Raw genomic sequence first — 21,890 nt, 5'->3', positions numbered from 1 at the left:
TTTATTCATCCTTAATTTTTGAGGTAGACTAATGCAACGGTAACGATAGCGAATAAAACAAAAGCTAACGTATCAGCCGTCCGCCATTTTAAAATACGATACTTTGTTCGACCTTCTCCACCCTGGTAACCACGAGATTCCATGGCAATCGCTAAATCTTCGGCACGATTGAACGAACTTACAAATAGCGGAATTAACAACGGGATAATTGATTGCATTTGTTTAATTAGCGACCCTTGACCAAAGTTCACACCTCGAGCTCGTTGAGCGTTCATAATTTTTTCTGTCTCATCCATTAATGTAGGGACAAAACGTAACGCGATTGATAACATTAACGCAATTTCATAAACTGGAAATTTGATTGCTTTAAGTGGTTTTAATAAAGATTCAATCGCATCTGCTAGTTGGAGTGGTGCCGTTGACAACGTCAATAATGTTGACATAAAAATAATTAAAATAAATCGGCAAAAAATATATAATCCATTTGTCACACCAAATTGAGAAATTTTAAAAATCCCCCAATGCCAGTACATTTGGCCACCACTTGAAAATAGCATTTGCAAAGCAACCGTAAAGATAATCAGCCAAATTAATGGCCGGACACCTTTTAAAAAGAAACTCATATTAATTTTTGACGCTAAAATACATCCTAACGTAAAAACTAAAAGCATAGAAAAACTTTGCCAATTATTTGCCATAAAGATTATTCCAACAAAATAAAAACTCAAAACTAATTTAGCACGCGGATCCATGCGGTGAACGAGTGAATCACCCGCTATGTAACGTCCAAAAATCAACTTATTCATTAGCGTCATGACCTCCATTTTGGCTTAGCAGCGTGACGAGGTCGTCGGCTAATTCATTCTCTGTTAAAGGCATCTCCTTGAATTCAAAGCCTTTTTCAATTAATTTTTTTGAAAATAACGTTGTTGTTGGCACGTTCAAATGGTTACTTAATAAGAACTCTGGATCAGCAAAAACTTCTCTTGGTGTGCCCGATTTAATAATCGTTCCTTTTGACATGATAATAGCGTGATTCGCATAATTTGCCACATCATCCATCTGATGCGTTACGAGAATAATCGTCAAATTTTGTTCACGATGAAGTTCTTCGAACATTGCCATCATATCAACGCGACCTTTAGGATCTAATCCTGCTGTGGGTTCGTCTAAAACCAAGATTTTAGGTTCCATAGCCAGAATTCCAGCGATTGCTACGCGACGCATTTGACCACCAGAGAGGTCAAATGGTGATTGCTGATAGATATTCTCTGGTAATCCAACTAACTTCAACATTTTTGTCGCTATTTTCTCAGCTTCTTCATCTGTTTTACCAAAGTTTTTTGGCGCAAATGCCACATCTTTAATAACCGTTTCTTCAAACAATTGTGCTTCTGGAAATTGAAAAACGATGCCAACTTGTTTTCGTAAATCGTTTAACGTTTTATTGGCCGTTTCTGGTGTAATGATTTGATTCCCAATTGTAATTTTACCTTCAGTTGGTTTTAATAGGCCATTTAAATGTTGCAATAGGGTCGATTTACCAGAACCTGTATGTCCAACAATTGCTGTAAATGAGCCGTCCTCAATTTCAAGATTGATATTATGTAGCGCCCGACTTTCAAAAGGTGTCCCTTTTTGGTAGGTAAAGGCTACTTCGTTGAATTTAATTGCCATAACCAATCTACCATACCTTCCTCTGTCATATAGTCGTCCGGAATGTCAAAATGACGTTTTTTAAGCGCGACTTTTAAGCGTTCTGGATATGGAATATCTAATCCCATATCTACTAATTGTTCACCAAGTGCAAAAATTTCAGCAGGTGTGCCTTCTTTTACCAGCTCGCCTTTGTCCATAACCATAATTTTGTCAGCACTTGCCGCTTCATTAATATCATGCGTGATTGAAATAATTGTTAGCCCACGTTCTTCTTTGAGTTGATGTATTAGGCTCAAAACTTCGTCACGACCTTCTGGATCCAACATGCTAGTTGATTCATCCAAGATGATAACTTCTGGCCTTAGAGCGACAATTCCAGCGATTGCGACACGTTGTTTCTGTCCCCCAGATAGTCTAGCAGGTTCCTTGGCCGCAAACTCCCACATATCTACACGTTCAAGCGCGTCTCTGACTCGTTCTTGCATTTCTTTACGTTCTATTCCATTGTTTTCAAGTCCAAATGCAACGTCATCTTCAACAGTTGCTCCCACAAACTGGTTATCTGGGTTTTGAAAAACGATGCCAATCTTACGACGAATATCCCAGACCGTTTCTGGTGATAAAATAAGGCCATCTACTGTGATTTCACCTGATTGAGGTGCTAGCAAGCCATTAATATTTTTAGATAATGTACTTTTCCCACTACCGTTATGACCAATAATTGCAACCCAGTCACCTTTTTCAATCGTAAAGGACACATCTTTAAGTGCCATTTCACTCATTTCTTTTTGTGCTTCATATTGATAATTTAAATGATCAACTTTAATTAATTCAGTCATTGTTACTGTCCTCACAATTCACAAGATAACTTACGTTTTGCATTATATCACAGGCCAAAATGAACTCAGTGTATTTATACTTTTACTCTTTATAGTTGTCCTATCTATACAACATACATCTAAAATGCATTTTTTGTACTTTTAAGCTCTTAATTAACAATAAACAGCCATTTAGTCACACCTTTTTATATTGCGCTAAGAACTGCATTTTAAGCTAAATTTCTCTCACCATTTGATAATTAACTAGATTTTGTTGATGTCGATAATTATCTTATCTTTTTATAATTTTAAACCCATAATGTTCAAAAAAAGAGACAGCAGTTATTGAAGCCTCTACCGTTTGTACATTTATTTGTAATTCATTCCTTTGGTAATTTGTTAATTCTGTTAAAATAAGCGCTCCGATATGCTGTCGAATCATAGAACTCTCTACGTACAGCATATCAATATGTCCTGTTACTTCAAGGTTACCAAATCCTATGACCTTTAAATCTTTGATGGCAAGTAGCGTAAATGATTCACTTAATCGTTTATGCCATGCACTCAGATCTGGATTATTCTGCACCCACTCATTAATTTCTAGTTGTGAATAATCTTGTCGGTTAATCTCTTGAATTGTTTGGTTGAATAATGTCGTTATTTCCGATAAATATTTACTATCATAACGGTAAAGTTGTATTGAACTTTGTGCCATCACATTACCCCCTAAACAGATTAAGAATACTATTATCATACTAGGTTTTAGCACATAAAAAAAGGGTTCTGAACACATTATTAAAATGTGTTCAGAACCCTTTTTTCAGACCTCATTAGACAATAAAAAATCACTATGAAGGATGACCGGCAAATCACAAATGTGAAGAACCTTCAAACTAGACTAAGATTACTCCATCATCATAACGTTTGTTTTTAATCATCAATCAAAGTGAAAAATTATCTGTTAACGAATTATACTAATTCAATAATAACCATTTGTGCGGCATCGCCACGACGAGGCATTGTTTTCATAGTTCTAGTGTATCCACCATTACGTTCAGCGTAACGAGGAGCTACATCAGAAAATAATTTTTGTAATGCTGATTGAACAGTGACATCGTCACCATCTTCTTTCACGTCAGCAACTGTGTTTCTTACGAAAGCAGCAGCACGACGACGTGAAGCTAAATCACCACGTTTACCTAAAGAAATCATTTTATCGGCAGATTTGCGTACTTCTTTAGCGCGAGCTTCAGTAGTCACAATTCGTTCGTTGATAATAAGACTTGTTGTTAAATCACGTAACATTGCTTTACGTTGAGAACTTGTACGTCCTAATTTGCGGTAACTCATGAATAGTTTCCCTCCCTCTATATAATATTAGTCATCATGACGTAATGATAAATCAAGCGCAGCTAATTTAGCTTTAACTTCTTCCAATGATTTACGGCCCAAGTTACGGACTTTCATCATGTCAGCTTCGGATTTATTCGTTAATTCTTGAACCGTGTTGATTCCAGCACGTTTCAAACAATTGTATGAACGAACTGATAAATCAAGTTCTTCAATCGTCATTTCGAGCATTTTTTCTTTATGTGTTTCTTCTTTTTCAACCATAATTTCAGCATTTTTAGCTTCATCGGTTAAATCAACAAATAAAGTCAAATGCTCAGTTAAAATTTTAGCCGACAAACTAATGGCTTCGCTTGGTGTAATTGAACCATTAGTCCAAACATCAAGTGTCAATTTGTCATAATCATCTTTTTGACCAACACGTGTTTTTTCTACTTGGTAGTTCACACGTTCGATTGGGGTATAAATGGAGTCAATTGGTAATACGCCAATTGGCATATCTTCCGCTTTGTTTTGATCAGCAGATACGTATCCACGACCATTGCTAGCGTTCATGCGAACATGAAAAGATGCACCTTCTGCGACTGTACAAATGTACAAGTCGGGATTTAATACTTCAACATCACTGTTTACAATGATGTCACCGGCAGTAACCTCTGCGGGACCTTTCACATCAATTTCGATGGATTGGTCTTCATCAGCAGCTAACTTCAAAGCAACTTTCTTAATATTCAAGATAATTTGAGTAACATCTTCCAATACGCCTTCAATAGTTGAAAACTCATGTAAAACACCATCAATTTGAATATTAGTAATAGATGCGCCTGGTAAGGAAGATAATAGAATCCGACGAAGTGAATTACCTAATGTCGTACCATAACCGCGTTCAAGTGGTTCTACAACAAATTTACCATAGTTAGGACTTTCATCTATCTTATGAATATTTGGTTTTTCAAATTCAATCATTCTTATCTTTACCCCTTTCAAAACGTAACGTGTAATCTAGTGAAAACATTATGAAGTTCAACTCCGTAATGAATATTAATCCACGTTAAACACGACGGCGTTTTGGAGGACGACATCCATTATGAGGCACTGGAGTAACATCGCGAATTGCTGTTACTTCAAGACCAGTAGTTTGTAAAGCACGGATTGCGGCTTCACGGCCAGAACCAGGTCCTTTAACTGCTACTTCAACAGTCTTCATACCATTTTCCATTGAGCCTTTAGCTGCAGCTTCTGCTGCCATTTGTGCTGCGAATGGTGTAGATTTACGACTACCTCTAAAACCTAATGCACCAGCTGATGACCATGCAACAGCGTTACCGTTAACATCAGTAATCATAACAAGTGTATTGTTAAAAGTAGAATGAATATGTGCAACACCGGCTTCAATATGTTTTTTAACACGGCGTTTGCGAGAAACTTTCTTAGTTGCCATAAATAGTATTACCTCCTTAATCTAGTAATTATTTCTTGCGGCCTGCAATTGATGTAGCTGGGCCTTTACGTGTACGAGCGTTGTTTTTCGTGTTTTGTCCACGAACTGGTAAACCACGACGATGACGCATGCCTCGGTACGTTCCAATTTCTTGGAGACGTTTAATGTTTAAACTGATTTCGCGACGTAAGTCACCTTCAATTTTAAATTGATCAACAACTTTACGGATTGCATCCTCTTGGTCAGTTGTTAAATCACGAGTTCTAATATCTTCTGATACTTCTGCTTCTACCAAGATCTTAGCAGCAGTTGTATTACCGATTCCATAAATGTAAGTTAATGCTACCACGATTCTTTTATCACGTGGAATATCAATACCTGCAATACGAGCCATAACAATTACACCTCCTAATTTTTATTATCCTTGACGTTGTTTATGTTTTGGATTTGCGCTACAAATGATCATAACTCGACCTTTGCGCTTGATAACTTTACAATGTTCACACATTGGTTTTACTGATGGTCTTACTTTCATTGAATTATACCTCCTAAAAGTTTTTGAAGTACAATCTATTTAAAGCGATAAGTAATACGACCCTTACTTAAATCGTAAGGAGACATTTCAACCGTCACTTTATCACCAGGTAAAATACGAATATAATTCTTACGAATTTTACCAGAGACATGAGCTAAAATTTCATGATCATTTTCAAGTACAACTCGAAAAGTCGCATTGGGTAACGTTTCACGGACCGTACCCTCAATCTCAATTACTTCTTCTTTCGCCACGTAAATGTACCTCCTTAAAATCGTGTTTTAACTTTACATGTAAAAATGGCGAGAATTAGACACTCTCACCCGTTCTTATCAGGATATTATTACAAATATCCTCCTGAAAAGATAAACCGGAATTATTCTATCATACCGCTATCTCAGATGCAAGTTAGCCACTCCGGCACAATTACTTTGCAGCGGAATACTCAGATTACTTGAGATTGTTTAAAATCGTTTCAATATCTGCAAATACATCTTCAATATCGCGGTTACCATCTACTGTATACAATAGATGACGTTGTTCGTAAAAATCTAATAACGGTGTATTCATTTTGATGTTAACTTCTAAACGATTTTTAACCGTTTCAAGTTTGTCATCTTCACGTTGATAAAATTCATGTTGCCCACAGCGATCACATGTTCCTTCAACCTTTGTGGGGTTGAAGATTTTGTGATATGTAGCTCCACAATTACGACAAATGTAACGACCAGTTAAACGTTCGATTAGAGATTCAGGATCAACATGAATGTCAATGACTGCGTTAAGAGGTTTTCCAAGGTCCTTACCGATTTCGTCCAAGGCAACAGCTTGTGCCATATTTCTTGGAAACCCATCAAGCATGTAGCCATCTTGAATATCATCTTCAGCTAATCGTTCTTTGACAATGCCATTTGTGACTTCATCAGGAACAAGGTCACCACGATCGATATACTTTTTAGCTTCAAGTCCCATTGGTGTTTCATTTTTCATTGCTGCACGGAAGATGTCTCCCGTAGAGATATGAGCGATGTGGAAAGCGTCGACAATCTTTTCAGCTTGTGTTCCCTTACCTGCACCAGGTAAACCCATTAACATCAGGTTCATTTTAGTCATGAATATCCTCCTAATATGAGAAATGGTTAGGCATCAGCCTAACCTAATTCTCAGTTTAAAATTTGTTTTTTATCGATTATCTAATGAATCCGACGTACTTACGTTTCATCATCATACCCTCTAATTGACGAATAGTTTCAAGAGCAACCCCAACGACAATCAACAGACTAGTACCACCCAAACCAACTGATTCATCTAATCCGAACAAACTTGATGCTAATAATGGAATTAAAGCAACAAATCCTAAGAATAATGAACCAACAGTACTTAAACGCATTAATAATTTTGAAACATATTTTTCTGTTGCTTTACCAGGCCAAACACTTGGAATATAACTTCCTTGTTTTTGTAAATTCTCTGAGAGTTTCTCAGGATTTACCTGTACGAAAGCGTAGAAGAATGTGAACAAGACAATCAATACGGTATATAGGATGGCTCCGTATGTTGTTTGCATGTTGAAAACTTGACTTAATACTTTATACCAAGTCGTGTCCCCTTGTGAGCTTTGGAATGCCAAAAGCACAGTTTGGGGTGTTGCAATGAACGAACTCGCAAAAATAACGGGGATAACACCCGCAACGTTTACCTTAAGTGGCAGATATGAACTATCTGTCGCACCAGCAACACGTCTTGTGTATTGAATTGGAATCTTATAGTTAGCTTGTTGAACATATGTTACAAAAGTTACGATTGCAAAAATAATAACGAGCAAGATAACTATGAACAAGATGCCCCCCCAAAGATCACCTTTATCAGCTTGGAAAATTTGTTCATTGAAAATCTGTTTAATACCACCTGGAATACGAGAAACGATACCTGCCATGATTAACATGGAAACACCATTCCCAATACCACGTTCAGTAATCATATCACCTAACCAAGTCGTAAACATTGTTCCGGCTGTTAAAATAACGCCCAAAACAACATATGTTTGCGTACTTGGATTGTTAACCAAACCTAAACTACTTAATGAGTCTAACCCTGCGGTGATACCTACAGATTGAACAAATGCTAAGACAATTGTTAGGTAACGTGTAGCTTGATTCAATTTACGACGACCAACTTCACCTTGCTTACTCCATTCTACAAAACGAGGAACAATGTCCATTTGTAGTAATTGAATAACAATTTGAGCTGTAATGTAGGGTGAAACCCCCATTGCGAAAATTGAGTAATTAGTTAATCCACCACCACTAAAAGTGTTAAGAAGACTAACTAAGTTACTACTTGTTGCACTAGCAATTGCAGCATGGTTAATTCCAGGAACTGTTATAAAAGTACCTAAGCGAAAGACAATTAAAACGCATAAAGTGAAAAAAATCTTTTGACGGATTTCTTTCACAGCTAATGCATTTTTCATCACTTTAAGCATTAGATCACCTCTGTTTGACCACCGGCAGCTTCAATAGCTTCTTTAGCAGCAGCTGAGAATTTACCTGCTTTAACAGATAATTTCTTGTTAAGTTCGCCGGAAGCTAAAATTTTAATTCCTGATTTTTCGTTCTTAACAATACCTGATTCAACAAGTAATGCTGGTGTTACTTCAGCACCGTTTTCGAATTTGTTTAAGCTATCTAAATTGACAACTGCATATTCTTTACGGTTGAAGTTATTAAATCCACGTTTTGGCATACGACGGAATAAAGGCATTTGTCCACCTTCAAAACCTAAACGTACTTTACTACGGGCTTTTTGGCCTTTTTGACCACGTCCAGAAGTTTTACCATTACCTGAAGATGTTCCACGTCCGACACGGTTACGTACTGAGCGAGAACCTTCACTTGGTTTTAATTCATGTAATTTCATAGGGTTGGCACCTCCTTATTTTAAACTGCAAACAAGATGTTGATGTTATTTAACTTCTTCAACGTCCACTAAATGAGAAATCTTGGCGATAACGCCTCGTGTTACTGCGTCATTAGGACGAATAACAGAGCTGCTAATACGGTGTAAACCGAAAGCTTTAACGATTTCGCGTTGATTTTGAGGACGTCCGATGACACTGCGTTTTAATGTAATTTTTAAATCTGTCATGTTTTAGTCCTCCTAGTCAGCTAAGTGTTGAATAGAAACGCCACGTAATGCAGCAACTTCTTCAGCACTCTTCATTTTCTTTAAACCATCCATTGTTGCGCGAACAACGTTGATTGGTGTATTTGAGCCTAATGATTTACTTGTTACATCTGCTACTCCAGCAAGTTCCATAACGGCACGAACTGAACCACCAGCGGCAACTCCAGAACCTTCAACAGCTGGTTTAAGCATAATGCGTCCACCACTGTATTGACCGAGAACTTCGTGAGGAAGTGTCGTACCGACCATAGGTACTTCAATCAAGTTCTTTTTAGCATCTTCAACTGCTTTACGGATTGCTTCAGGAACTTCTTGAGCTTTACCTGTACCGAAGCCTACATGACCATTGTGATCACCGACAATAACTAATGCAGCAAAACGTAGACGACGTCCACCTTTTACAACTTTAGTAACACGGTTAATCGCAACAACACGATCTTCTAAATCTAAATGAGTTGGATCAATGAAAGTCATAAACTATTTCCTCCCTTTCTTAGAATTCTAATCCATTTTCACGAGCTGCTTCAGCTAAAGCAGCAACGCGTCCATGGTATAAGTATCCGCCACGATCAAAAACAACAGCTTTGATACCTTTGTCATTAGCACGTTTAGCAACTAATGCGCCAACAGCAGTAGCTTTTGCTACTTTACTGTCGCCAGTTACTTCACTATCAATTGTTGAGGCACTTGCTAGCGTTACACCCGCTACGTCATCAATTACTTGAGCGTAGATGTGGTTATTAGAACGGAATACGTTTAAGCGTGGGCACTCTGCAGTTCCAGAAATCTTGCCACGAACACGTAAATGACGTTTTGAACGTGTTTTATTTCTATCTGGTTTTGTAATCACAATTTTCACCTCTTGATTTTATTCAAAAACAAAGTAAGCAATGCTAAGCAGCATTATTTACCTGTTTTACCTTCTTTACGACGAACATATTCGCCAACGTAACGAATTCCTTTACCTTTATAAGGTTCTGGAGGACGAACGGCACGAATTTCTGCGGCAAGATCGCCAACTTCTTGTTTACTGATACCTGAAATAATAATACTTGTATTTGCAGGAACTTCAACAGTTAAGTTTTCGCGTTCTTCAAAATCCACTGGATGTGAATAACCAACATTTAATACTAATTTTTTCCCTTGTAATTGTGCACGATAACCAACACCAATCAACTCAAGTTCTTTTTTGAAACCTTCTGTAACACCAAGAACCATGTTGTTTACGTTGGCACGCATTGTACCATGTAAGGCACGAGTGCTTTTATCGTCACTTTCACGAGTAAATTTAACTGAAAGACCTTCAACATGCATTGTAATAGCACTAGAGAACTTACGAGTTAATTCACCTTTGGGGCCTTTTACTGTAACCATTTGACCTTCTTGTGTAACTTCTACACCAGCAGGAAGAACGATTTCTTTATAACCTATACGACTCACGCGAGTGACACCTCCTTACGAATTAATTGATTACCAGATGTATGCTAAGACTTCGCCACCAATTTGTTTGGCGCGTGCATCTTTATCTGTCATCACACCTTCTGATGTTGAGATAACTGCGATTCCTAAACCATTTAATACTTTAGGAACTGCATCAGCTTGAACGTACGTACGTAATCCTGGTTTTGAGATACGTTTAATACCAGAGATTACACGTTCGTTGTCTTTTCCAAATTTTAAAAATACACGGATAATACCTTGTTTGTCATCATCGATGTATTCGATATCACGTACGAAACCTTCATTTTTAAGGATTTCAGCGATATCACGTTTGATTTTTGAAGCAGGCACTTCTAAAGACTCATGCCGTACCATGTTTGCATTACGGATACGAGTTAAAAAGTCTGCGATCGGATCAGTCATGACCATTGAGTTTACCCTCCTTTAACTTGTCTTTTAGATTTACCAGCTAGCTTTTTTCATACCAGGAATTTGGCCTTTGTGAGCAAGGTCACGAAGACAAATACGGCATAATTTAAATTTACGATAAACAGAATGTGGGCGACCACAACGTTCGCAACGTGTATAAGCTTGTGTAGAGAATTTTGCTGGACGTTTGTTCTTTGCAATTAATGATTTTTTAGCCAAAGCTTTGTAACCTCCTTATTATTTAGAAAACGGCATACCTAATTGTGTGAGTAATTCTTTTGATTCCTCATCAGTATTAGCAGTTGTAACAATAACGATATCCATTCCACGAACTTTATCCACATCATCAAAATCGATTTCTGGGAAAATTAATTGTTCGCGAACACCTAAAGTATAGTTACCACGGCCATCAAAGGCTTTTTTGCTAACGCCACGGAAATCACGCACACGAGGTAATGAAACTGAAACTAATTTATCTAAGAAATCGTACATGCGTTCGCCACGTAAAGTAACTTTAGCACCGATTGGCATACCTTCACGTAAACGGAAGCCAGCAATTGATTTTTTAGCTTTTGTAACCAAAGGTTTTTGACCAGCGATTAAAGCTAATTCTTCAACAGCTTTATCTAAATTTTTAGCATTAGTAACAGCATCACCAACACCCATGTTGATAACAATTTTATCAACTTGAGGTGTTTGCATAATTGATGTGTAGTTAAATTTTTCCATCATAGATGGTGTAATTTCATTAGTGAACTTTTCTTTTAAACGGTTAGTCATGAAGAAAGTGTCCTCCTTTCAGTAGGTCTATTTAACAGTTTCACCTGATTTTTTAGAAACTCTAACTTTCTTGCCGTCTACAACTTTGAAGCCAACACGAGTTGGTTCGTTTGTAGATGGGTCGATAAGCATCACGTTTGAAACGTGAATTGGTGCTTCTATATCCACGATGCCACCTTGTGGATTCGAGTTACTAGGTTTTTGATGTTTTTTTGCAATATTCATGCCTTCAACAATCACACGGTCATCTTTAAGGAAAACTTTAGTAACAGTACCTTGTTTACCTTTATCTTTACCTGCAATTAATTGAACTTTATCACCAGTTTTGACGAACATTTAGCGCACCTCCTTGTTTTCCGATGGATTTCTTATAATACTTCGGGTGCTAAAGAAACAATCTTCATGAAATTGTTATCACGTAATTCACGTGCAACAGGTCCAAAGATACGTGTACCTTTAGGGCTTTTATCATCTTGGATGATAACGGCAGCATTTTCATCAAATTTGATGTATGAACCGTCAGCGCGATGAGCACCTGATTTTGTACGTACGATTACAGCTTTAACAACTTCACCTTTTTTGACAACACCACCTGGTGTTGCATGTTTAACAGTAGCAACAATAACGTCACCGATATTAGCAGTTTTACGCTTTGATCCACCTAAAACTTTAATAGTTAAGATTTCTTTTGCGCCTGAATTGTCGGCAATTTTTAAACGACTTTCTGTTTGTATCACAGTAAGTGTCCTCCTTTCGATAGCAAATTAGAAATACGAATGGCAATTATGCTTAAGCAATAACTGCTTTTTCAACGATATCTAATAAACGGAATCTCTTAGTTGCTGACAACGGACGAGTTTCCATAATTTGAACGATATCGCCGATTTTTGCTTCGTTATTTTCATCATGTGCATAGAATTTTTTAGAATAAGTCACACGTTTACCGTAGGTTTTGTGTGTCTTGTATGTTTCGATAAGAACACTAATCGTTTTATCCATTTTGTCGGATACAACGCGTCCTTGATAGACTTTACGTTGGTTACGAGTTTCACTCATGCGTAAATGGCCTCCCTTTCGTAATCTACTTGTTTAATTCTTGTTGGCGTAATGCCGTTTTAATACGAGCAATTGTTTTACGTACTTCACTTAAGCGTGCGGTATTTTCTAATTGACCGGTAGCTAATTGGAAGCGTAAGTTAAACAATTCATCTTTAAATTCTTGTTCTTTGGTAATCATTTCAGCAGTGGTTAATTCATTAATTTCCTTAGCCTTCATGTGATTCGCCACCTACTTCCTCACGTTTTACAATTTTAGTTCTCACTGGAAGTTTGTTTGATGCTAAGCGTAAAGCTTCGCGAGCAACTTCTTCGGGAACACCGGCAACTTCAAACATGATCTTTCCACGTTTAACTGGAGCTACCCATCCTTCAGGAGCACCTTTACCAGAACCCATTCGAACACCAATTGCTTTTGCAGTATATGATTTATGAGGGAAAATTTTAATCCATACTTTCCCACCACGTTTCATATGACGGTTAATAGCGACACGAGAAGCTTCGATTTGACGGTTAGTGATCCATGATGATTCAAGAGCCTGTAAACCGAATTCTCCAAAAGCGACTTCTTTGCCACCTTTAGCTTCCCCACGCATTTTACCACGGAATTCACGACGGAATTTTGTACGTTTAGGTACTAACATAGGTTATTTCCCTCCTTTCACAGCGTTTTTCTTAGCTGGTAAGATTTCACCACGGTAGATCCAGACTTTAACGCCTAATTTACCGTAAGTAGTCATTGCTTCAACCCAAGCGTAGTCAATATCTGCTCTTAAGGTATGTAATGGAACTGTACCATCTGAGTAGCTTTCAACACGAGACATATCAGCTCCGTTAAGACGGCCAGCAACTTGAACTTTGATACCTTTAGCACCAGAGCGCATTGTACGTTGCATAGCTTGTTTAACAGCACGACGGAATGCGACACGGTTTTCTAATTGTTCCGCAACGTTTTCGCCGACTAATTGAGCATCTAAATCAGGACGTTTGATTTCAACAATGTTGATATGCACACGTTTACCTGTTAAATCATTTAATTCTTTACGAAGTTTTTCAACTTCAGCTCCACCTTTACCGATAACCATACCAGGTTTAGCAGTATGGATTGAAACGTTAACACGTTTTGCAGCGCGTTCGATTTCAACGATAGAGACAGAAGCGTCGGTTAATTTTTCTTGAATGTATTTACGGATGTGTAAATCTTCATGAAGGTAGTTTGCAAAATCTTTTTCTGCATACCATTTTGAATCCCAATCACGAATGATACCTACACGTAATCCCGTTGGATTTATTTTTTGACCCACGCGTTATCCCTCCTTATTTTGTAGTTTCAGATACAACTACTGTAATGTGACTCGTACGTTTGTTAATTGGTGAAGCTGATCCTTTAGCACGAGGACGGAAACGTTTTAAAGTTGGTCCTTCGTTAGCAAAAATATCAGTAATAACTAAGTTTTCACCATCTAAATCAAAATTATTTTCTGCATTAGCTACAGCAGAAAGTAAAACTTTTTCAATGATTGGGCTTCCGGCTCTGGGAGTAAATCTCAAAATACCGATAGCTTCAGCAACACTTTTACCTCTGATAAGATCGATTACCAAGCGAGCTTTACGCGCTGGAATACGAACAGTTTTGGCGGTTGCTTTTGCTGATGTTACTTGTTCAGCCATGTGTATAACCTCCTTTATTTAACTGTAGTTTTCTTATCGTCAGATCCGTGACCACGGAAAGTACGTGTTGGAACAAATTCACCCAACTTATGACCAACCATATCTTCTTGCATAAAAACTGGAACGTGTTTACGTCCATCATATACAGCGATAGTTAGACCAATGAAGTTAGGGAAGATTGTTGAACGACGTGACCATGTTTTGATAACTGTTTTCTTTTCTTGATCAGTTTGTGCTTCGACCTTTTTCATCAAATGTTCATCGACGAATGGTCCTTTTTTTAGACTACGACTCAATGTGAATCCTCCTTCCGGAATATAGCTTAAGCAACAAGTAAATTATTTCTTGTTGCGTCCACGTACGATAAATTTGTCTGATTGGTTTTTCTTTGAACGTGTTTTGTAACCCATCGTCTTTTGACCCCAAGGAGACATAGGTGATGGACGACCAATTGGAGCTTTACCTTCACCACCACCATGAGGATGATCGTTAGGATTCATAACTGATCCACGAACTGTAGGACGTTTACCAGCCCAACGAGCACGACCAGCTTTACCAATTTTGATTAATTCATGTTGTTCGTTACCAACAGCACCGATAGATGCGCGACATGTTGATAAGATCATGCGAACTTCGCCTGATGTCAAACGAACAAGGACGTATTTACCTTCTTTACCAAGTAATTGTGCAGAAGCACCGGCTGAACGAGCAAGTTGTCCACCCTTACCTGGTTTTAATTCGACATTATGAATAATTGTACCAACTGGGATATCTTGAAGAGCTAATGCGTTACCAACCTTGATATCTGCTTCTTTACCAGATTGAACCATCATGCCAACTTCTAATCCTTTAGGAGCAATGATGTATGATTTGATACCATCAGTATATTGTAATAATGCAATATTAGCTGAACGGTTTGGATCATATTCAATTGCTTTAACAGTTGCTGTTACATTGTCTTTAACACGCTTGAAATCGATCAAACGGTATTGACGTTTATGACCACCACCACGGTGACGAACAGTAATGCGACCATAGTTATTACGGCCGGCAGTTCTGCTTTTTGATTCTAGTAATGATTTTTCAGGAGTTGATTTAGTAATTTCTGAGAAATCAGAACCAGTCATATTACGACGACCGTTAGTGGTTGGTTTGAATTTTTTAATTCCCACGTTGTTTTCCTCCTAGTTTACAAAATTTTAGATTATTCTTCGAATAATTGGATTTCTTTTGAGTCGGCAGTTAAAGTAACAATTGCTTTACGGCGTTTTTTAGTATAACCAGCATAGCGACCTTGACGTTTTAACTTACCTTTAACATTCATGATATTTACTTTTACAACTTTAACGCCAAAAATATCTTCAATAGCTTTTTTGACTTCAATTTTAGTTGCACGAGTATCAACGTCGAATGTGTAAACTTTGTTAGCCATTCTATCCATTGCTGCTTCGGTGATGACTGGGCGTAAGATAATATCTCTTGATTCCATTATGAAAGAGCCTCCTCTACTTGAGAAAGAGCTGCTTGAGTCATGACTAATTTATCATTGTTGATAACGTCAAGAACGTTAACACCTTTAGCTTCTACTACTGTAACATTTTGTAAGTTACGAGCTGCTAAAGCAACGAAATCATTGCCAGGTTCAAGAACTATTAATACTTTTTTGTTGATATCTAAGTTACTTAAAACTTCTTTGAAAGTTTTTGTCTTTGGTTGTTCGAAGCTAAGTGCATCGACCATAACCACGCTGTTATCCAATACTTTTTGTGAAAGTACTGATTTAAGAGCTAAACGGCGAACTTTTTTAGGTAATTTGTAACTGTATGAACGAGGAGTAGGGCCAAATACGACACCACCACCACGCCATTGTGGGCTACGGATAGATCCTTGACGAGCACGACCTGTACCTTTTTGGCGCCATGGTTTTCTACCACCACCTGAAACTGCACTTTTGTTTTTAACTGAATGAGTTCCTTGACGTAATGATGCACGTTGCATGATTACGGCGTCAAAAATGACATTGTCGTTAGGTTCGATTCCAAAAATAGCGTCGTTTAATTCAACTTCACCATTTTTAGTACCATCTTGTTTTAATAATGCGACTGTTGGCATTTTGAAATTCCTCCTTCCTGTTATTTAGCGTCTTTTGTGACGTTTTTAATTGTAACTAATGTTTTGTTTGCGCCTGGTACGTTACCTTTAATCAAGATAACATTACTATCAACGTCAACACGAATAATTTCCAAGTTTTGGACAGTTACGCGTTTGCCACCCATGCGACCTGGTAATCTCTTACCTTTGAATACACGGTTAATAACGGCACCCATTGAACCAGGACGACGATGATAACGAGAACCATGAGTCATAGGACCTCGTGATTGTCCCCAACGTTTGATATTTCCTTGGAAACCATGTCCCTTAGACGTACCCGTAACGTTAACGATATCGCCAGCTGAGAATGTATCAACTTTAATTTCGTCACCTACGTTATATTCTCCAAGCTCAACATCGTTAATTTCACGAACGAAGCGCTTAGGAGTAGTATTTGCTTTTGCTGCATGACCTTTAGCAGGTTTGTTTGTTAATACTTCGCGCATGTCTTGGTAACCTAATTGAATTGCTTCGTAACCATCGTTTTCAATTGTTTTCAATTGTAAAACAACGTTTGGCGTAGATTCAATCACTGTAACTGGTACCAATTCACCATTTTCAGTAAAAACTTGTGTCATACCTACTTTTTTTCCTAAGATTCCTTTTGTAGTCATGAGTACACCTCCAATATGTTTGTATTTTTATTTTTGTAACTCTGTTTTATAATTTGATTTCAATATCAACGCCACTAGGTAAGTCAAGTTTCATCAATGAATCAACTGTCTTAGGTGTTGGGTTAACGATATCAATCAAACGTTTATGTGTAAGCATTTCGAATTGTTCACGTGAATCTTTATGCTTATGTGGTGAACGTAAAACTGTGTATAATGTACGTTCTGTTGGCAATGGAATTGGTCCAGAAATTGTTGCCCCTGTTCTTTTTGCAGTTTCAACAATCTTGTCAGCAGATTGGTCTAAAATACGGTGTTCGTAAGCTTTTAAGCGAATACGAATTTTTTGTTTTGCCATTTTGTTCCCTCCTTCGTCTATTTTAAAAATAAGACTAGCTCCGTGTAAGTGACCGACACACCTTGCGTGGCAAAGCTGCCGGGCGTGTCGCAATCTTTCACATCTTAGCTCATTCTATGAAACCCTATCGCAGGGCGTAATACGCCATCTGTTTTTGGGTACTTATCTATACTACTAGAGATAAAGCCTTATGGCAAGTGCTTTCTTATTTTTTTTCAAAGTTTCTCATTATATAATCATAATTAACATTTTTAAAACTTTTTTTATTTTCCAAATGTTATTTTACCACAAAAAAAGAAGCTATCAACAAGTGATAACTTCTTTTATAATTCAGACCAACTAATTAATCAGTAGCTGTTCCGTTTTTCTTCATAATTTCTTCTTGGATTGATTTTGGTACAGCTTCGTAATGATCAAATGTCATTGTGAATGTACCACGTCCTTGTGTAGAAGAACGTAAAGTAGTTGCGTAACCGAACATACCTGAAAGAGGAACCATTGCGTTAACAACTTGTGCATTTCCGCGAGCTTCCATACCTTCAACACGTCCACGACGAGCAGTTACATGTCCCATAACATCACCTAAGTAATCTTCAGGAGCGACAACTTCAACTTTCATCATTGGTTCAAGAATAACAGCACCAGCACTCTTAGCAGCTTTTCTCAATGCCATTGAGGCAGCTACCTTAAATGCTGATTCGTTAGAATCGACATCATGATATGATCCATCATATAACTTAGCTTTAACATCAATAAGTGGGTAGCCTGCAAGAACACCATTTTGCATAGCTTCTCTCAAACCTTGTTCAACTGAAGGAATATATTCACGAGGAACAACCCCACCGACGATAGCGTCTTCGAATGCGAAACCGCCACCCTCTTCATTAGGTGAGAATTCAACTGTAACATCACCATATTGACCTTTACCACCAGATTGACGAACGAATTTACCTTGTGCAGAAACAGTTTTTGTAAATGTTTCACGGTAGGCAACTTGTGGTTCACCAACAGTAGCTTCAACGTTAAATTCACGTCTCATACGATCAACGATGATATCCAAATGCAATTCACCCATCCCAGCGATTAAAGTTTCACCAGTTTCAGGGTTAGTTTCAGCCTTGAATGAAGGATCTTCTTCTGCTAGTTTTTGTAAACCGATATCCATCTTATCTTGATCAGCTTTTGTTTTTGGTTCGATAGATACTTGGATAACTGGTTCAGGGAATTCCATTGATTCAAGGATTAATGGATGTTTTTCATCCGTTAATGAATCACCAGTTGTCGTATTTTTCAAACCAATAGCAGCAGCAATATCACCAGAGAATACTTCAGGAATTTCATTACGGTGATTTGAATGCATTTGAAGGATACGACCAACACGTTCACGCGTGTCTTTAGTAGAGTTCAAGACATAAGAACCAGCTTGTAATGTACCTGAGTAAACACGGAAGAATGTTAAACGACCAACGAAGGGATCCGTTGCAATTTTAAATGCTAAAGCAGCGAAATCTTTGTCATCACCGGCTGTGATTTCAACTTCTTCATCTGTTTTAGGATCTACTGCGTTATAAGGTTTAACATCTAAAGGAGATGGTAAGAAATCATTAACAGCATCCAACATCATTTGAACACCCTTGTTTTTAAATGCTGAACCAGCAAGAACTGGGTACATTTCAAGATTTAATGTTGCTTTACGGATAGCAGCTTTGATTTCATCTTTAGTAATTTCCACACCATCAAGATATTTTTCCATAAGCTTTTCATCAACATCAGCAACGGCTTCAACTAAAGCTTCGCGACGTTTTGTAGCTTCTTCTAAATATTCTTCAGGAACGTCAATACTTTCCCATGTAGCACCTAAATCTTCGTTATCATATAAATCGGCTTTCATTTCGATTAAATCAATAACACCTTCAAAATCATCTTCAGCACCAATTGGCATTTGGATAGGAACAGCATTTACTTGAAGACGATCTTTGATTGTGCCTACTGAGTAATCAAAATTAGCACCCATTTTATCCATCTTATTGATGAAAACGATACGAGGAACTGAATATGTTGTAGCTTGACGCCAAACGTTTTCAGTTTGTGGTTCAACACCAGATTGACCATCTAAAACAACAACGGCTCCATCTAAGACACGAAGTGAACGTTCAACTTCAATAGTGAAATCCACATGTCCTGGAGTATCGATGATATTAATACGATGTTCTTTCCATTCAGCAGTTGTTGCAGCTGATGTGATTGTGATACCACGTTCTTGTTCTTGTTCCATCCAATCCATTTGTGAAGCTCCTTCATGAGTTTCACCAATTTTATGAATTTTACCAGTATAGTATAAAATACGTTCAGTAGTTGTTGTCTTACCAGCATCGATATGAGCAACAATCCCGATATTACGCGTTTTTTCTAGTGGGAATTCGCGTTTATTTGCCATTTTGTAGTATCTCCTTTCGATTCTAAAATAGATTCAAAAAAATGACTACTATATCGATTATCAAAATCATATAATAGCCATTCTTTTATAAAATTACCAGCGGTAATGTGCGAATGCTTTATTAGCGTCAGCCATTTTATGTGTATCTTCACGTTTCTTAACTGATGCACCAGTATTGTTTGCTGCATCCATGATTTCTTTAGCTAAACGTTCTGGCATAGTATGTTCCCCACGTAAACGTGCGTAACTTACTAACCAACGTAAACCTAAAGTTGAACGACGATCAGGGCGAACTTCAATTGGCACTTGGTAGTTAGAACCACCGACACGGCGAGCTTTAACTTCAAGTACAGGCATGATGTTTTTCATAGCTTCATCAAAAACTTCATTAGGTTCGTTTCCTGTTTGTTCTTTAATCATTTCGAATGCATCATACAAGATCTTTGATGCAGTACCACGACGACCATCTAACATTAAACGGTTGATTAAACGTGTTACTAATTTAGAATTGTAAATTGGATCAGGCAATACTTCTCGTTTTGGAGCTGGGCCTTTTCTTGGCATCTAAATAACCTCCTTAGATTCTATTTTTATTAGAATAACTTTATTCTTATTTAGGTCTCTTTGCGCCGTATTTTGAACGACTTTGTTTACGATCAGCAACACCGGCTGTATCAAGAGCACCACGGATAACATGGTAACGTACCCCAGGTAAATCTTTTACACGGCCACCACGAATAAGAACAACACTATGTTCTTGCAAGTTATGTCCAATACCAGGAATGTAAGCTGTAACTTCAAGTAAGTTAGATAAACGCACACGCGCATATTTACGTAAAGCAGAGTTAGGCTTTTTAGGTGTCATTGTTCCGACACGAGTAGCAACCCCACGTTTTTGTGGTGCAGGATTATCTGTTTGAACTTTTTTGTAACTGTTATACCCGAAGTTTAATGCGGGTGCACCAGATTTTGAACCTTTAGAATTACGACCTTTACGAACTAATTGATTAATTGTTGGCATCTAAAGTTTCCTCCTTCCTTATTATAGGTTAATTGTTTTTTAAGTCCACACATCCAGGTGGTTCATTTTTTAATAATAAAAAATAACGTCCTAGACGTCTGTCTTATAATGCGCTGCTGTTATACAGAATCTCAACTATGTAGATGAATTAACTGTTCACAAAAAGCACCTTACACAGAATATCACGGTATTTAATATACGTCAATGGTATTTACACTAAAAAGCGTATTTTTTAATAGGAGGATTTAAATTATGTTAATTAGTTATTTATTTTTACTAGGTGCTTGCCTAGGTTCATTCATCACCTGCATTGCCACACGCTGTGCATTGAATCAGAATCAATTCAACAAAAGATCAATCTGCGACTATTGTGGTACAAAAATACCTTGGTTTGATCTAATTCCTATCTACGCTTATCTTAGATTACACGGACACTGTCGATTCTGCAAGGGAGAATTCCCAGCCTATTCATTTATTTTTGAATGTAGTTTGGCCGCCATGTTGCCCTTATCTTTCACTCAACTATCTCTTTTTGAATTTCTATTACTTATAACGTTCTTATTTTATTTAACTTTTCTATCAGCTATGGATTTCACTAACCGACTGATTTCTGGTCGCTTAACTATCGGTGGTGGAATACTATTCATCCTGTGGCATTATCTGTTATTTGGGTTTCCAGACTCACTAATAGCAATTAGCTTATTCAGTCTGTTTCTATTTGTCTTATGTTTTCAACAAAAGCTCGGCCTTGGCGATTTTATTTTACTGATTATCATTCAACTAACATTTGGTGTTCATTTTTGTTTGATTGCCACTCTTTTTGCTTGTATCAGCTCACTTATCTACTTTTTTACTGTAAAACAGAGTCGATATCAATTTTTCCCATTTGTCCCACATATAACGTTTGGCGTTTATATTACTATTGCGTTATCTTTCTTCATATAAAT

37 protein-coding genes are annotated in these 21,890 nt (G+C 37.5%); 1 reads left to right on the top strand and 36 read right to left on the bottom strand.

What is annotated here, in order from left to right; genetic code table 11:
- Positions 1–11 precede the first annotated feature (11 nt).
- From AC1RPG_RS03935 to rpsL, 36 genes are all read right to left on the bottom strand, one after another.
- Positions 12–815: an energy-coupling factor transporter transmembrane component T family protein gene (locus AC1RPG_RS03935; RefSeq protein ID WP_481761610.1), complete on the bottom strand. Its 804-nt coding sequence runs from the start codon at positions 813–815 to the stop codon at positions 12–14.
- Entirely contained in the window at positions 799–1,677 is an 879-nt protein-coding gene (locus AC1RPG_RS03930; protein WP_481761611.1) for an energy-coupling factor ABC transporter ATP-binding protein, read from the bottom strand. Before AC1RPG_RS03930 ends, AC1RPG_RS03935 begins: the two co-directional genes overlap by 17 nt.
- Positions 1,653–2,498 (bottom strand): energy-coupling factor ABC transporter ATP-binding protein, encoded by an 846-nt coding sequence (locus AC1RPG_RS03925; protein ID WP_481761612.1) that lies wholly within the window; start codon positions 2,496–2,498, stop codon positions 1,653–1,655. Before AC1RPG_RS03925 ends, AC1RPG_RS03930 begins: the two co-directional genes overlap by 25 nt.
- A 271-nt stretch (positions 2,499–2,769) precedes the next feature.
- Positions 2,770–3,192, bottom strand: coding sequence for a GNAT family N-acetyltransferase (locus AC1RPG_RS03920; RefSeq protein ID WP_481761613.1), 423 nt, complete (start codon positions 3,190–3,192; stop codon positions 2,770–2,772).
- Positions 3,193–3,446: 254 nt separating this feature from the next.
- Complete coding sequence (rplQ, locus tag AC1RPG_RS03915; protein WP_057974617.1) at positions 3,447–3,827, bottom strand: 50S ribosomal protein L17; 381 nt, start codon at positions 3,825–3,827, stop codon at positions 3,447–3,449.
- A gap of 27 nt (positions 3,828–3,854) precedes the next feature.
- The gene (locus tag AC1RPG_RS03910) at positions 3,855–4,793 is read right to left on the bottom strand and encodes a DNA-directed RNA polymerase subunit alpha (protein ID WP_409022032.1); all 939 of its coding nucleotides are present in this window, start codon (positions 4,791–4,793) and stop codon (positions 3,855–3,857) included.
- Positions 4,794–4,878: 85 nt separating this feature from the next.
- On the bottom strand, positions 4,879–5,268 hold the full coding sequence (gene rpsK, locus AC1RPG_RS03905; protein WP_057974619.1) for a 30S ribosomal protein S11: 390 nt from the start codon (positions 5,266–5,268) through the stop codon (positions 4,879–4,881).
- A gap of 28 nt (positions 5,269–5,296) precedes the next feature.
- Positions 5,297–5,662, bottom strand: a complete 366-nt coding sequence (rpsM, locus tag AC1RPG_RS03900) for a 30S ribosomal protein S13 (RefSeq protein ID WP_057974620.1) — start codon at positions 5,660–5,662, stop codon at positions 5,297–5,299.
- A 24-nt stretch (positions 5,663–5,686) separates the two neighbouring features.
- The gene (rpmJ, locus tag AC1RPG_RS03895; protein WP_057756760.1) at positions 5,687–5,803 is read right to left on the bottom strand and encodes a 50S ribosomal protein L36; all 117 of its coding nucleotides are present in this window, start codon (positions 5,801–5,803) and stop codon (positions 5,687–5,689) included.
- 35 nt (positions 5,804–5,838) lie between these two features.
- Positions 5,839–6,057: a translation initiation factor IF-1 gene (gene infA, locus AC1RPG_RS03890; protein WP_057974621.1), complete on the bottom strand. Its 219-nt coding sequence runs from the start codon at positions 6,055–6,057 to the stop codon at positions 5,839–5,841.
- A 196-nt stretch (positions 6,058–6,253) separates the two neighbouring features.
- A complete protein-coding gene (locus tag AC1RPG_RS03885; protein WP_481761614.1) occupies positions 6,254–6,916 on the bottom strand; it encodes an adenylate kinase in 663 nt (220 codons plus the stop codon).
- Positions 6,917–6,992: 76 nt separating this feature from the next.
- Positions 6,993–8,288, bottom strand: a complete 1,296-nt coding sequence (gene secY / locus AC1RPG_RS03880) for a preprotein translocase subunit SecY (protein WP_409022030.1) — start codon at positions 8,286–8,288, stop codon at positions 6,993–6,995.
- Positions 8,288–8,722 carry a 50S ribosomal protein L15 gene (gene rplO, locus AC1RPG_RS03875; protein ID WP_409022029.1) on the bottom strand — a complete coding sequence of 145 codons (435 nt, stop codon included), beginning with the start codon at positions 8,720–8,722 and terminating at the stop codon, positions 8,288–8,290. The genes secY and rplO overlap by 1 nt, the downstream gene beginning before the upstream one ends.
- Positions 8,723–8,767: 45 nt before the next feature.
- Positions 8,768–8,950 carry a 50S ribosomal protein L30 gene (gene rpmD, locus AC1RPG_RS03870; protein ID WP_057974624.1) on the bottom strand — a complete coding sequence of 61 codons (183 nt, stop codon included), beginning with the start codon at positions 8,948–8,950 and terminating at the stop codon, positions 8,768–8,770.
- 12 nt (positions 8,951–8,962) lie between these two features.
- Positions 8,963–9,463, bottom strand: a complete 501-nt coding sequence (rpsE, locus tag AC1RPG_RS03865; RefSeq protein WP_409022028.1) for a 30S ribosomal protein S5 — start codon at positions 9,461–9,463, stop codon at positions 8,963–8,965.
- Between the two features lie 19 nt (positions 9,464–9,482).
- Positions 9,483–9,839: a 50S ribosomal protein L18 gene (gene rplR / locus AC1RPG_RS03860; protein WP_462298812.1), complete on the bottom strand. Its 357-nt coding sequence runs from the start codon at positions 9,837–9,839 to the stop codon at positions 9,483–9,485.
- A gap of 53 nt (positions 9,840–9,892) precedes the next feature.
- Positions 9,893–10,429: a 50S ribosomal protein L6 gene (gene rplF, locus AC1RPG_RS03855; RefSeq protein ID WP_481761615.1), complete on the bottom strand. Its 537-nt coding sequence runs from the start codon at positions 10,427–10,429 to the stop codon at positions 9,893–9,895.
- A gap of 30 nt (positions 10,430–10,459) precedes the next feature.
- Positions 10,460–10,858: a 30S ribosomal protein S8 gene (rpsH, locus tag AC1RPG_RS03850; RefSeq protein WP_057974628.1), complete on the bottom strand. Its 399-nt coding sequence runs from the start codon at positions 10,856–10,858 to the stop codon at positions 10,460–10,462.
- Between the two features lie 33 nt (positions 10,859–10,891).
- Entirely contained in the window at positions 10,892–11,077 is a 186-nt protein-coding gene (locus tag AC1RPG_RS03845) for a type Z 30S ribosomal protein S14 (protein WP_057974629.1), read from the bottom strand.
- 18 nt (positions 11,078–11,095) lie between these two features.
- Entirely contained in the window at positions 11,096–11,638 is a 543-nt protein-coding gene (gene rplE / locus AC1RPG_RS03840) for a 50S ribosomal protein L5 (protein ID WP_409022025.1), read from the bottom strand.
- A 27-nt stretch (positions 11,639–11,665) separates the two neighbouring features.
- Complete coding sequence (gene rplX / locus AC1RPG_RS03835) at positions 11,666–11,974, bottom strand: 50S ribosomal protein L24 (RefSeq protein ID WP_409022024.1); 309 nt, start codon at positions 11,972–11,974, stop codon at positions 11,666–11,668.
- Between the two features lie 32 nt (positions 11,975–12,006).
- Positions 12,007–12,375 (bottom strand): 50S ribosomal protein L14, encoded by a 369-nt coding sequence (rplN, locus tag AC1RPG_RS03830; RefSeq protein WP_409022023.1) that lies wholly within the window; start codon positions 12,373–12,375, stop codon positions 12,007–12,009.
- Positions 12,376–12,427: 52 nt separating this feature from the next.
- Entirely contained in the window at positions 12,428–12,694 is a 267-nt protein-coding gene (rpsQ, locus tag AC1RPG_RS03825) for a 30S ribosomal protein S17 (RefSeq protein ID WP_057974633.1), read from the bottom strand.
- 25 nt (positions 12,695–12,719) lie between these two features.
- Positions 12,720–12,914, bottom strand: a complete 195-nt coding sequence (rpmC, locus tag AC1RPG_RS03820; RefSeq protein WP_057974634.1) for a 50S ribosomal protein L29 — start codon at positions 12,912–12,914, stop codon at positions 12,720–12,722.
- Positions 12,904–13,338 carry a 50S ribosomal protein L16 gene (gene rplP / locus AC1RPG_RS03815; RefSeq protein WP_057974635.1) on the bottom strand — a complete coding sequence of 145 codons (435 nt, stop codon included), beginning with the start codon at positions 13,336–13,338 and terminating at the stop codon, positions 12,904–12,906. Before rplP ends, rpmC begins: the two co-directional genes overlap by 11 nt.
- Before the next feature lie 3 nt (positions 13,339–13,341).
- A complete protein-coding gene (gene rpsC / locus AC1RPG_RS03810; RefSeq protein ID WP_057974636.1) occupies positions 13,342–13,998 on the bottom strand; it encodes a 30S ribosomal protein S3 in 657 nt (218 codons plus the stop codon).
- A 13-nt stretch (positions 13,999–14,011) separates the two neighbouring features.
- On the bottom strand, positions 14,012–14,365 hold the full coding sequence (rplV, locus tag AC1RPG_RS03805; RefSeq protein WP_409022022.1) for a 50S ribosomal protein L22: 354 nt from the start codon (positions 14,363–14,365) through the stop codon (positions 14,012–14,014).
- A 14-nt stretch (positions 14,366–14,379) separates the two neighbouring features.
- Positions 14,380–14,661, bottom strand: a complete 282-nt coding sequence (gene rpsS, locus AC1RPG_RS03800; RefSeq protein ID WP_057974638.1) for a 30S ribosomal protein S19 — start codon at positions 14,659–14,661, stop codon at positions 14,380–14,382.
- 42 nt (positions 14,662–14,703) lie between these two features.
- On the bottom strand, positions 14,704–15,537 hold the full coding sequence (rplB, locus tag AC1RPG_RS03795; protein ID WP_409022021.1) for a 50S ribosomal protein L2: 834 nt from the start codon (positions 15,535–15,537) through the stop codon (positions 14,704–14,706).
- A gap of 32 nt (positions 15,538–15,569) precedes the next feature.
- On the bottom strand, positions 15,570–15,854 hold the full coding sequence (gene rplW, locus AC1RPG_RS03790) for a 50S ribosomal protein L23 (protein WP_409022020.1): 285 nt from the start codon (positions 15,852–15,854) through the stop codon (positions 15,570–15,572).
- Entirely contained in the window at positions 15,854–16,477 is a 624-nt protein-coding gene (gene rplD / locus AC1RPG_RS03785) for a 50S ribosomal protein L4 (RefSeq protein WP_409022019.1), read from the bottom strand. The genes rplW and rplD overlap by 1 nt, the downstream gene beginning before the upstream one ends.
- A gap of 20 nt (positions 16,478–16,497) precedes the next feature.
- Positions 16,498–17,130: a 50S ribosomal protein L3 gene (rplC, locus tag AC1RPG_RS03780; protein ID WP_481761616.1), complete on the bottom strand. Its 633-nt coding sequence runs from the start codon at positions 17,128–17,130 to the stop codon at positions 16,498–16,500.
- A 46-nt stretch (positions 17,131–17,176) separates the two neighbouring features.
- Positions 17,177–17,485, bottom strand: coding sequence for a 30S ribosomal protein S10 (gene rpsJ, locus AC1RPG_RS03775; protein WP_057974643.1), 309 nt, complete (start codon positions 17,483–17,485; stop codon positions 17,177–17,179).
- Positions 17,486–17,828: 343 nt separating this feature from the next.
- A complete protein-coding gene (gene fusA / locus AC1RPG_RS03770) occupies positions 17,829–19,922 on the bottom strand; it encodes an elongation factor G (RefSeq protein WP_409022017.1) in 2,094 nt (697 codons plus the stop codon).
- Between the two features lie 93 nt (positions 19,923–20,015).
- A complete protein-coding gene (gene rpsG / locus AC1RPG_RS03765) occupies positions 20,016–20,486 on the bottom strand; it encodes a 30S ribosomal protein S7 (protein WP_057974645.1) in 471 nt (156 codons plus the stop codon).
- A gap of 46 nt (positions 20,487–20,532) precedes the next feature.
- On the bottom strand, positions 20,533–20,943 hold the full coding sequence (gene rpsL, locus AC1RPG_RS03760; RefSeq protein ID WP_057974646.1) for a 30S ribosomal protein S12: 411 nt from the start codon (positions 20,941–20,943) through the stop codon (positions 20,533–20,535).
- 252 nt (positions 20,944–21,195) lie between these two features.
- Here rpsL and AC1RPG_RS03755 point away from each other — a divergent pair, with 252 nt between their 5' ends.
- Complete coding sequence (locus AC1RPG_RS03755; RefSeq protein WP_481761617.1) at positions 21,196–21,888, top strand: prepilin peptidase; 693 nt, start codon at positions 21,196–21,198, stop codon at positions 21,886–21,888.
- The last annotated feature ends 2 nt before the right edge of the window (positions 21,889–21,890 follow it).

This window comes from Dellaglioa sp. CoH-57-MRSF-18 (genome assembly GCF_056781995.1).
Note: the sequence above shows the minus strand (reverse complement) of the source record. Positions and strands in the feature narration are given on the sequence as shown.

Excerpts from the sequence above, each read along its gene's own strand:
- AC1RPG_RS03935 (WP_481761610.1), bottom strand. The coding sequence starts at position 815 with ATGACGCTAATGAATAAGTTGATTTTTGGACGTTACATAGCGGGTGAT.
- AC1RPG_RS03930 (WP_481761611.1), bottom strand. The coding sequence starts at position 1,677 with ATGGCAATTAAATTCAACGAAGTAGCCTTTACCTACCAAAAAGGGACA.
- AC1RPG_RS03925 (WP_481761612.1), bottom strand. The coding sequence starts at position 2,498 with ATGACTGAATTAATTAAAGTTGATCATTTAAATTATCAATATGAAGCA.
- AC1RPG_RS03920 (WP_481761613.1), bottom strand. The coding sequence starts at position 3,192 with ATGGCACAAAGTTCAATACAACTTTACCGTTATGATAGTAAATATTTA.
- rplQ (WP_057974617.1), bottom strand. The coding sequence starts at position 3,827 with ATGAGTTACCGCAAATTAGGACGTACAAGTTCTCAACGTAAAGCAATG.
- AC1RPG_RS03910 (WP_409022032.1), bottom strand. The coding sequence starts at position 4,793 with ATGATTGAATTTGAAAAACCAAATATTCATAAGATAGATGAAAGTCCT.
- rpsK (WP_057974619.1), bottom strand. The coding sequence starts at position 5,268 with ATGGCAACTAAGAAAGTTTCTCGCAAACGCCGTGTTAAAAAACATATT.
- rpsM (WP_057974620.1), bottom strand. The coding sequence starts at position 5,662 with ATGGCTCGTATTGCAGGTATTGATATTCCACGTGATAAAAGAATCGTG.
- rpmJ (WP_057756760.1), bottom strand. The coding sequence starts at position 5,803 with ATGAAAGTAAGACCATCAGTAAAACCAATGTGTGAACATTGTAAAGTT.
- AC1RPG_RS03885 (WP_481761614.1), bottom strand. The coding sequence starts at position 6,916 with ATGACTAAAATGAACCTGATGTTAATGGGTTTACCTGGTGCAGGTAAG.
- secY (WP_409022030.1), bottom strand. The coding sequence starts at position 8,288 with ATGCTTAAAGTGATGAAAAATGCATTAGCTGTGAAAGAAATCCGTCAA.
- rplO (WP_409022029.1), bottom strand. The coding sequence starts at position 8,722 with ATGAAATTACATGAATTAAAACCAAGTGAAGGTTCTCGCTCAGTACGT.
- rpmD (WP_057974624.1), bottom strand. The coding sequence starts at position 8,950 with ATGACAGATTTAAAAATTACATTAAAACGCAGTGTCATCGGACGTCCT.
- rpsE (WP_409022028.1), bottom strand. The coding sequence starts at position 9,463 with ATGACTTTCATTGATCCAACTCATTTAGATTTAGAAGATCGTGTTGTT.
- rpsH (WP_057974628.1), bottom strand. The coding sequence starts at position 10,858 with ATGGTCATGACTGATCCGATCGCAGACTTTTTAACTCGTATCCGTAAT.
- rplE (WP_409022025.1), bottom strand. The coding sequence starts at position 11,638 with ATGACTAACCGTTTAAAAGAAAAGTTCACTAATGAAATTACACCATCT.
- rplX (WP_409022024.1), bottom strand. The coding sequence starts at position 11,974 with ATGTTCGTCAAAACTGGTGATAAAGTTCAATTAATTGCAGGTAAAGAT.
- rpsQ (WP_057974633.1), bottom strand. The coding sequence starts at position 12,694 with ATGAGTGAAACTCGTAACCAACGTAAAGTCTATCAAGGACGCGTTGTA.
- rpmC (WP_057974634.1), bottom strand. The coding sequence starts at position 12,914 with ATGAAGGCTAAGGAAATTAATGAATTAACCACTGCTGAAATGATTACC.
- rplP (WP_057974635.1), bottom strand. The coding sequence starts at position 13,338 with ATGTTAGTACCTAAACGTACAAAATTCCGTCGTGAATTCCGTGGTAAA.
- rplV (WP_409022022.1), bottom strand. The coding sequence starts at position 14,365 with ATGGCTGAACAAGTAACATCAGCAAAAGCAACCGCCAAAACTGTTCGT.
- rplW (WP_409022020.1), bottom strand. The coding sequence starts at position 15,854 with ATGGAATCAAGAGATATTATCTTACGCCCAGTCATCACCGAAGCAGCA.
- rplD (WP_409022019.1), bottom strand. The coding sequence starts at position 16,477 with ATGCCAACAGTCGCATTATTAAAACAAGATGGTACTAAAAATGGTGAA.
- rplC (WP_481761616.1), bottom strand. The coding sequence starts at position 17,130 with ATGACTACAAAAGGAATCTTAGGAAAAAAAGTAGGTATGACACAAGTT.
- rpsJ (WP_057974643.1), bottom strand. The coding sequence starts at position 17,485 with ATGGCAAAACAAAAAATTCGTATTCGCTTAAAAGCTTACGAACACCGT.
- fusA (WP_409022017.1), bottom strand. The coding sequence starts at position 19,922 with ATGGCAAATAAACGCGAATTCCCACTAGAAAAAACGCGTAATATCGGG.
- rpsG (WP_057974645.1), bottom strand. The coding sequence starts at position 20,486 with ATGCCAAGAAAAGGCCCAGCTCCAAAACGAGAAGTATTGCCTGATCCA.
- rpsL (WP_057974646.1), bottom strand. The coding sequence starts at position 20,943 with ATGCCAACAATTAATCAATTAGTTCGTAAAGGTCGTAATTCTAAAGGT.
- AC1RPG_RS03755 (WP_481761617.1), top strand. The coding sequence starts at position 21,196 with ATGTTAATTAGTTATTTATTTTTACTAGGTGCTTGCCTAGGTTCATTC.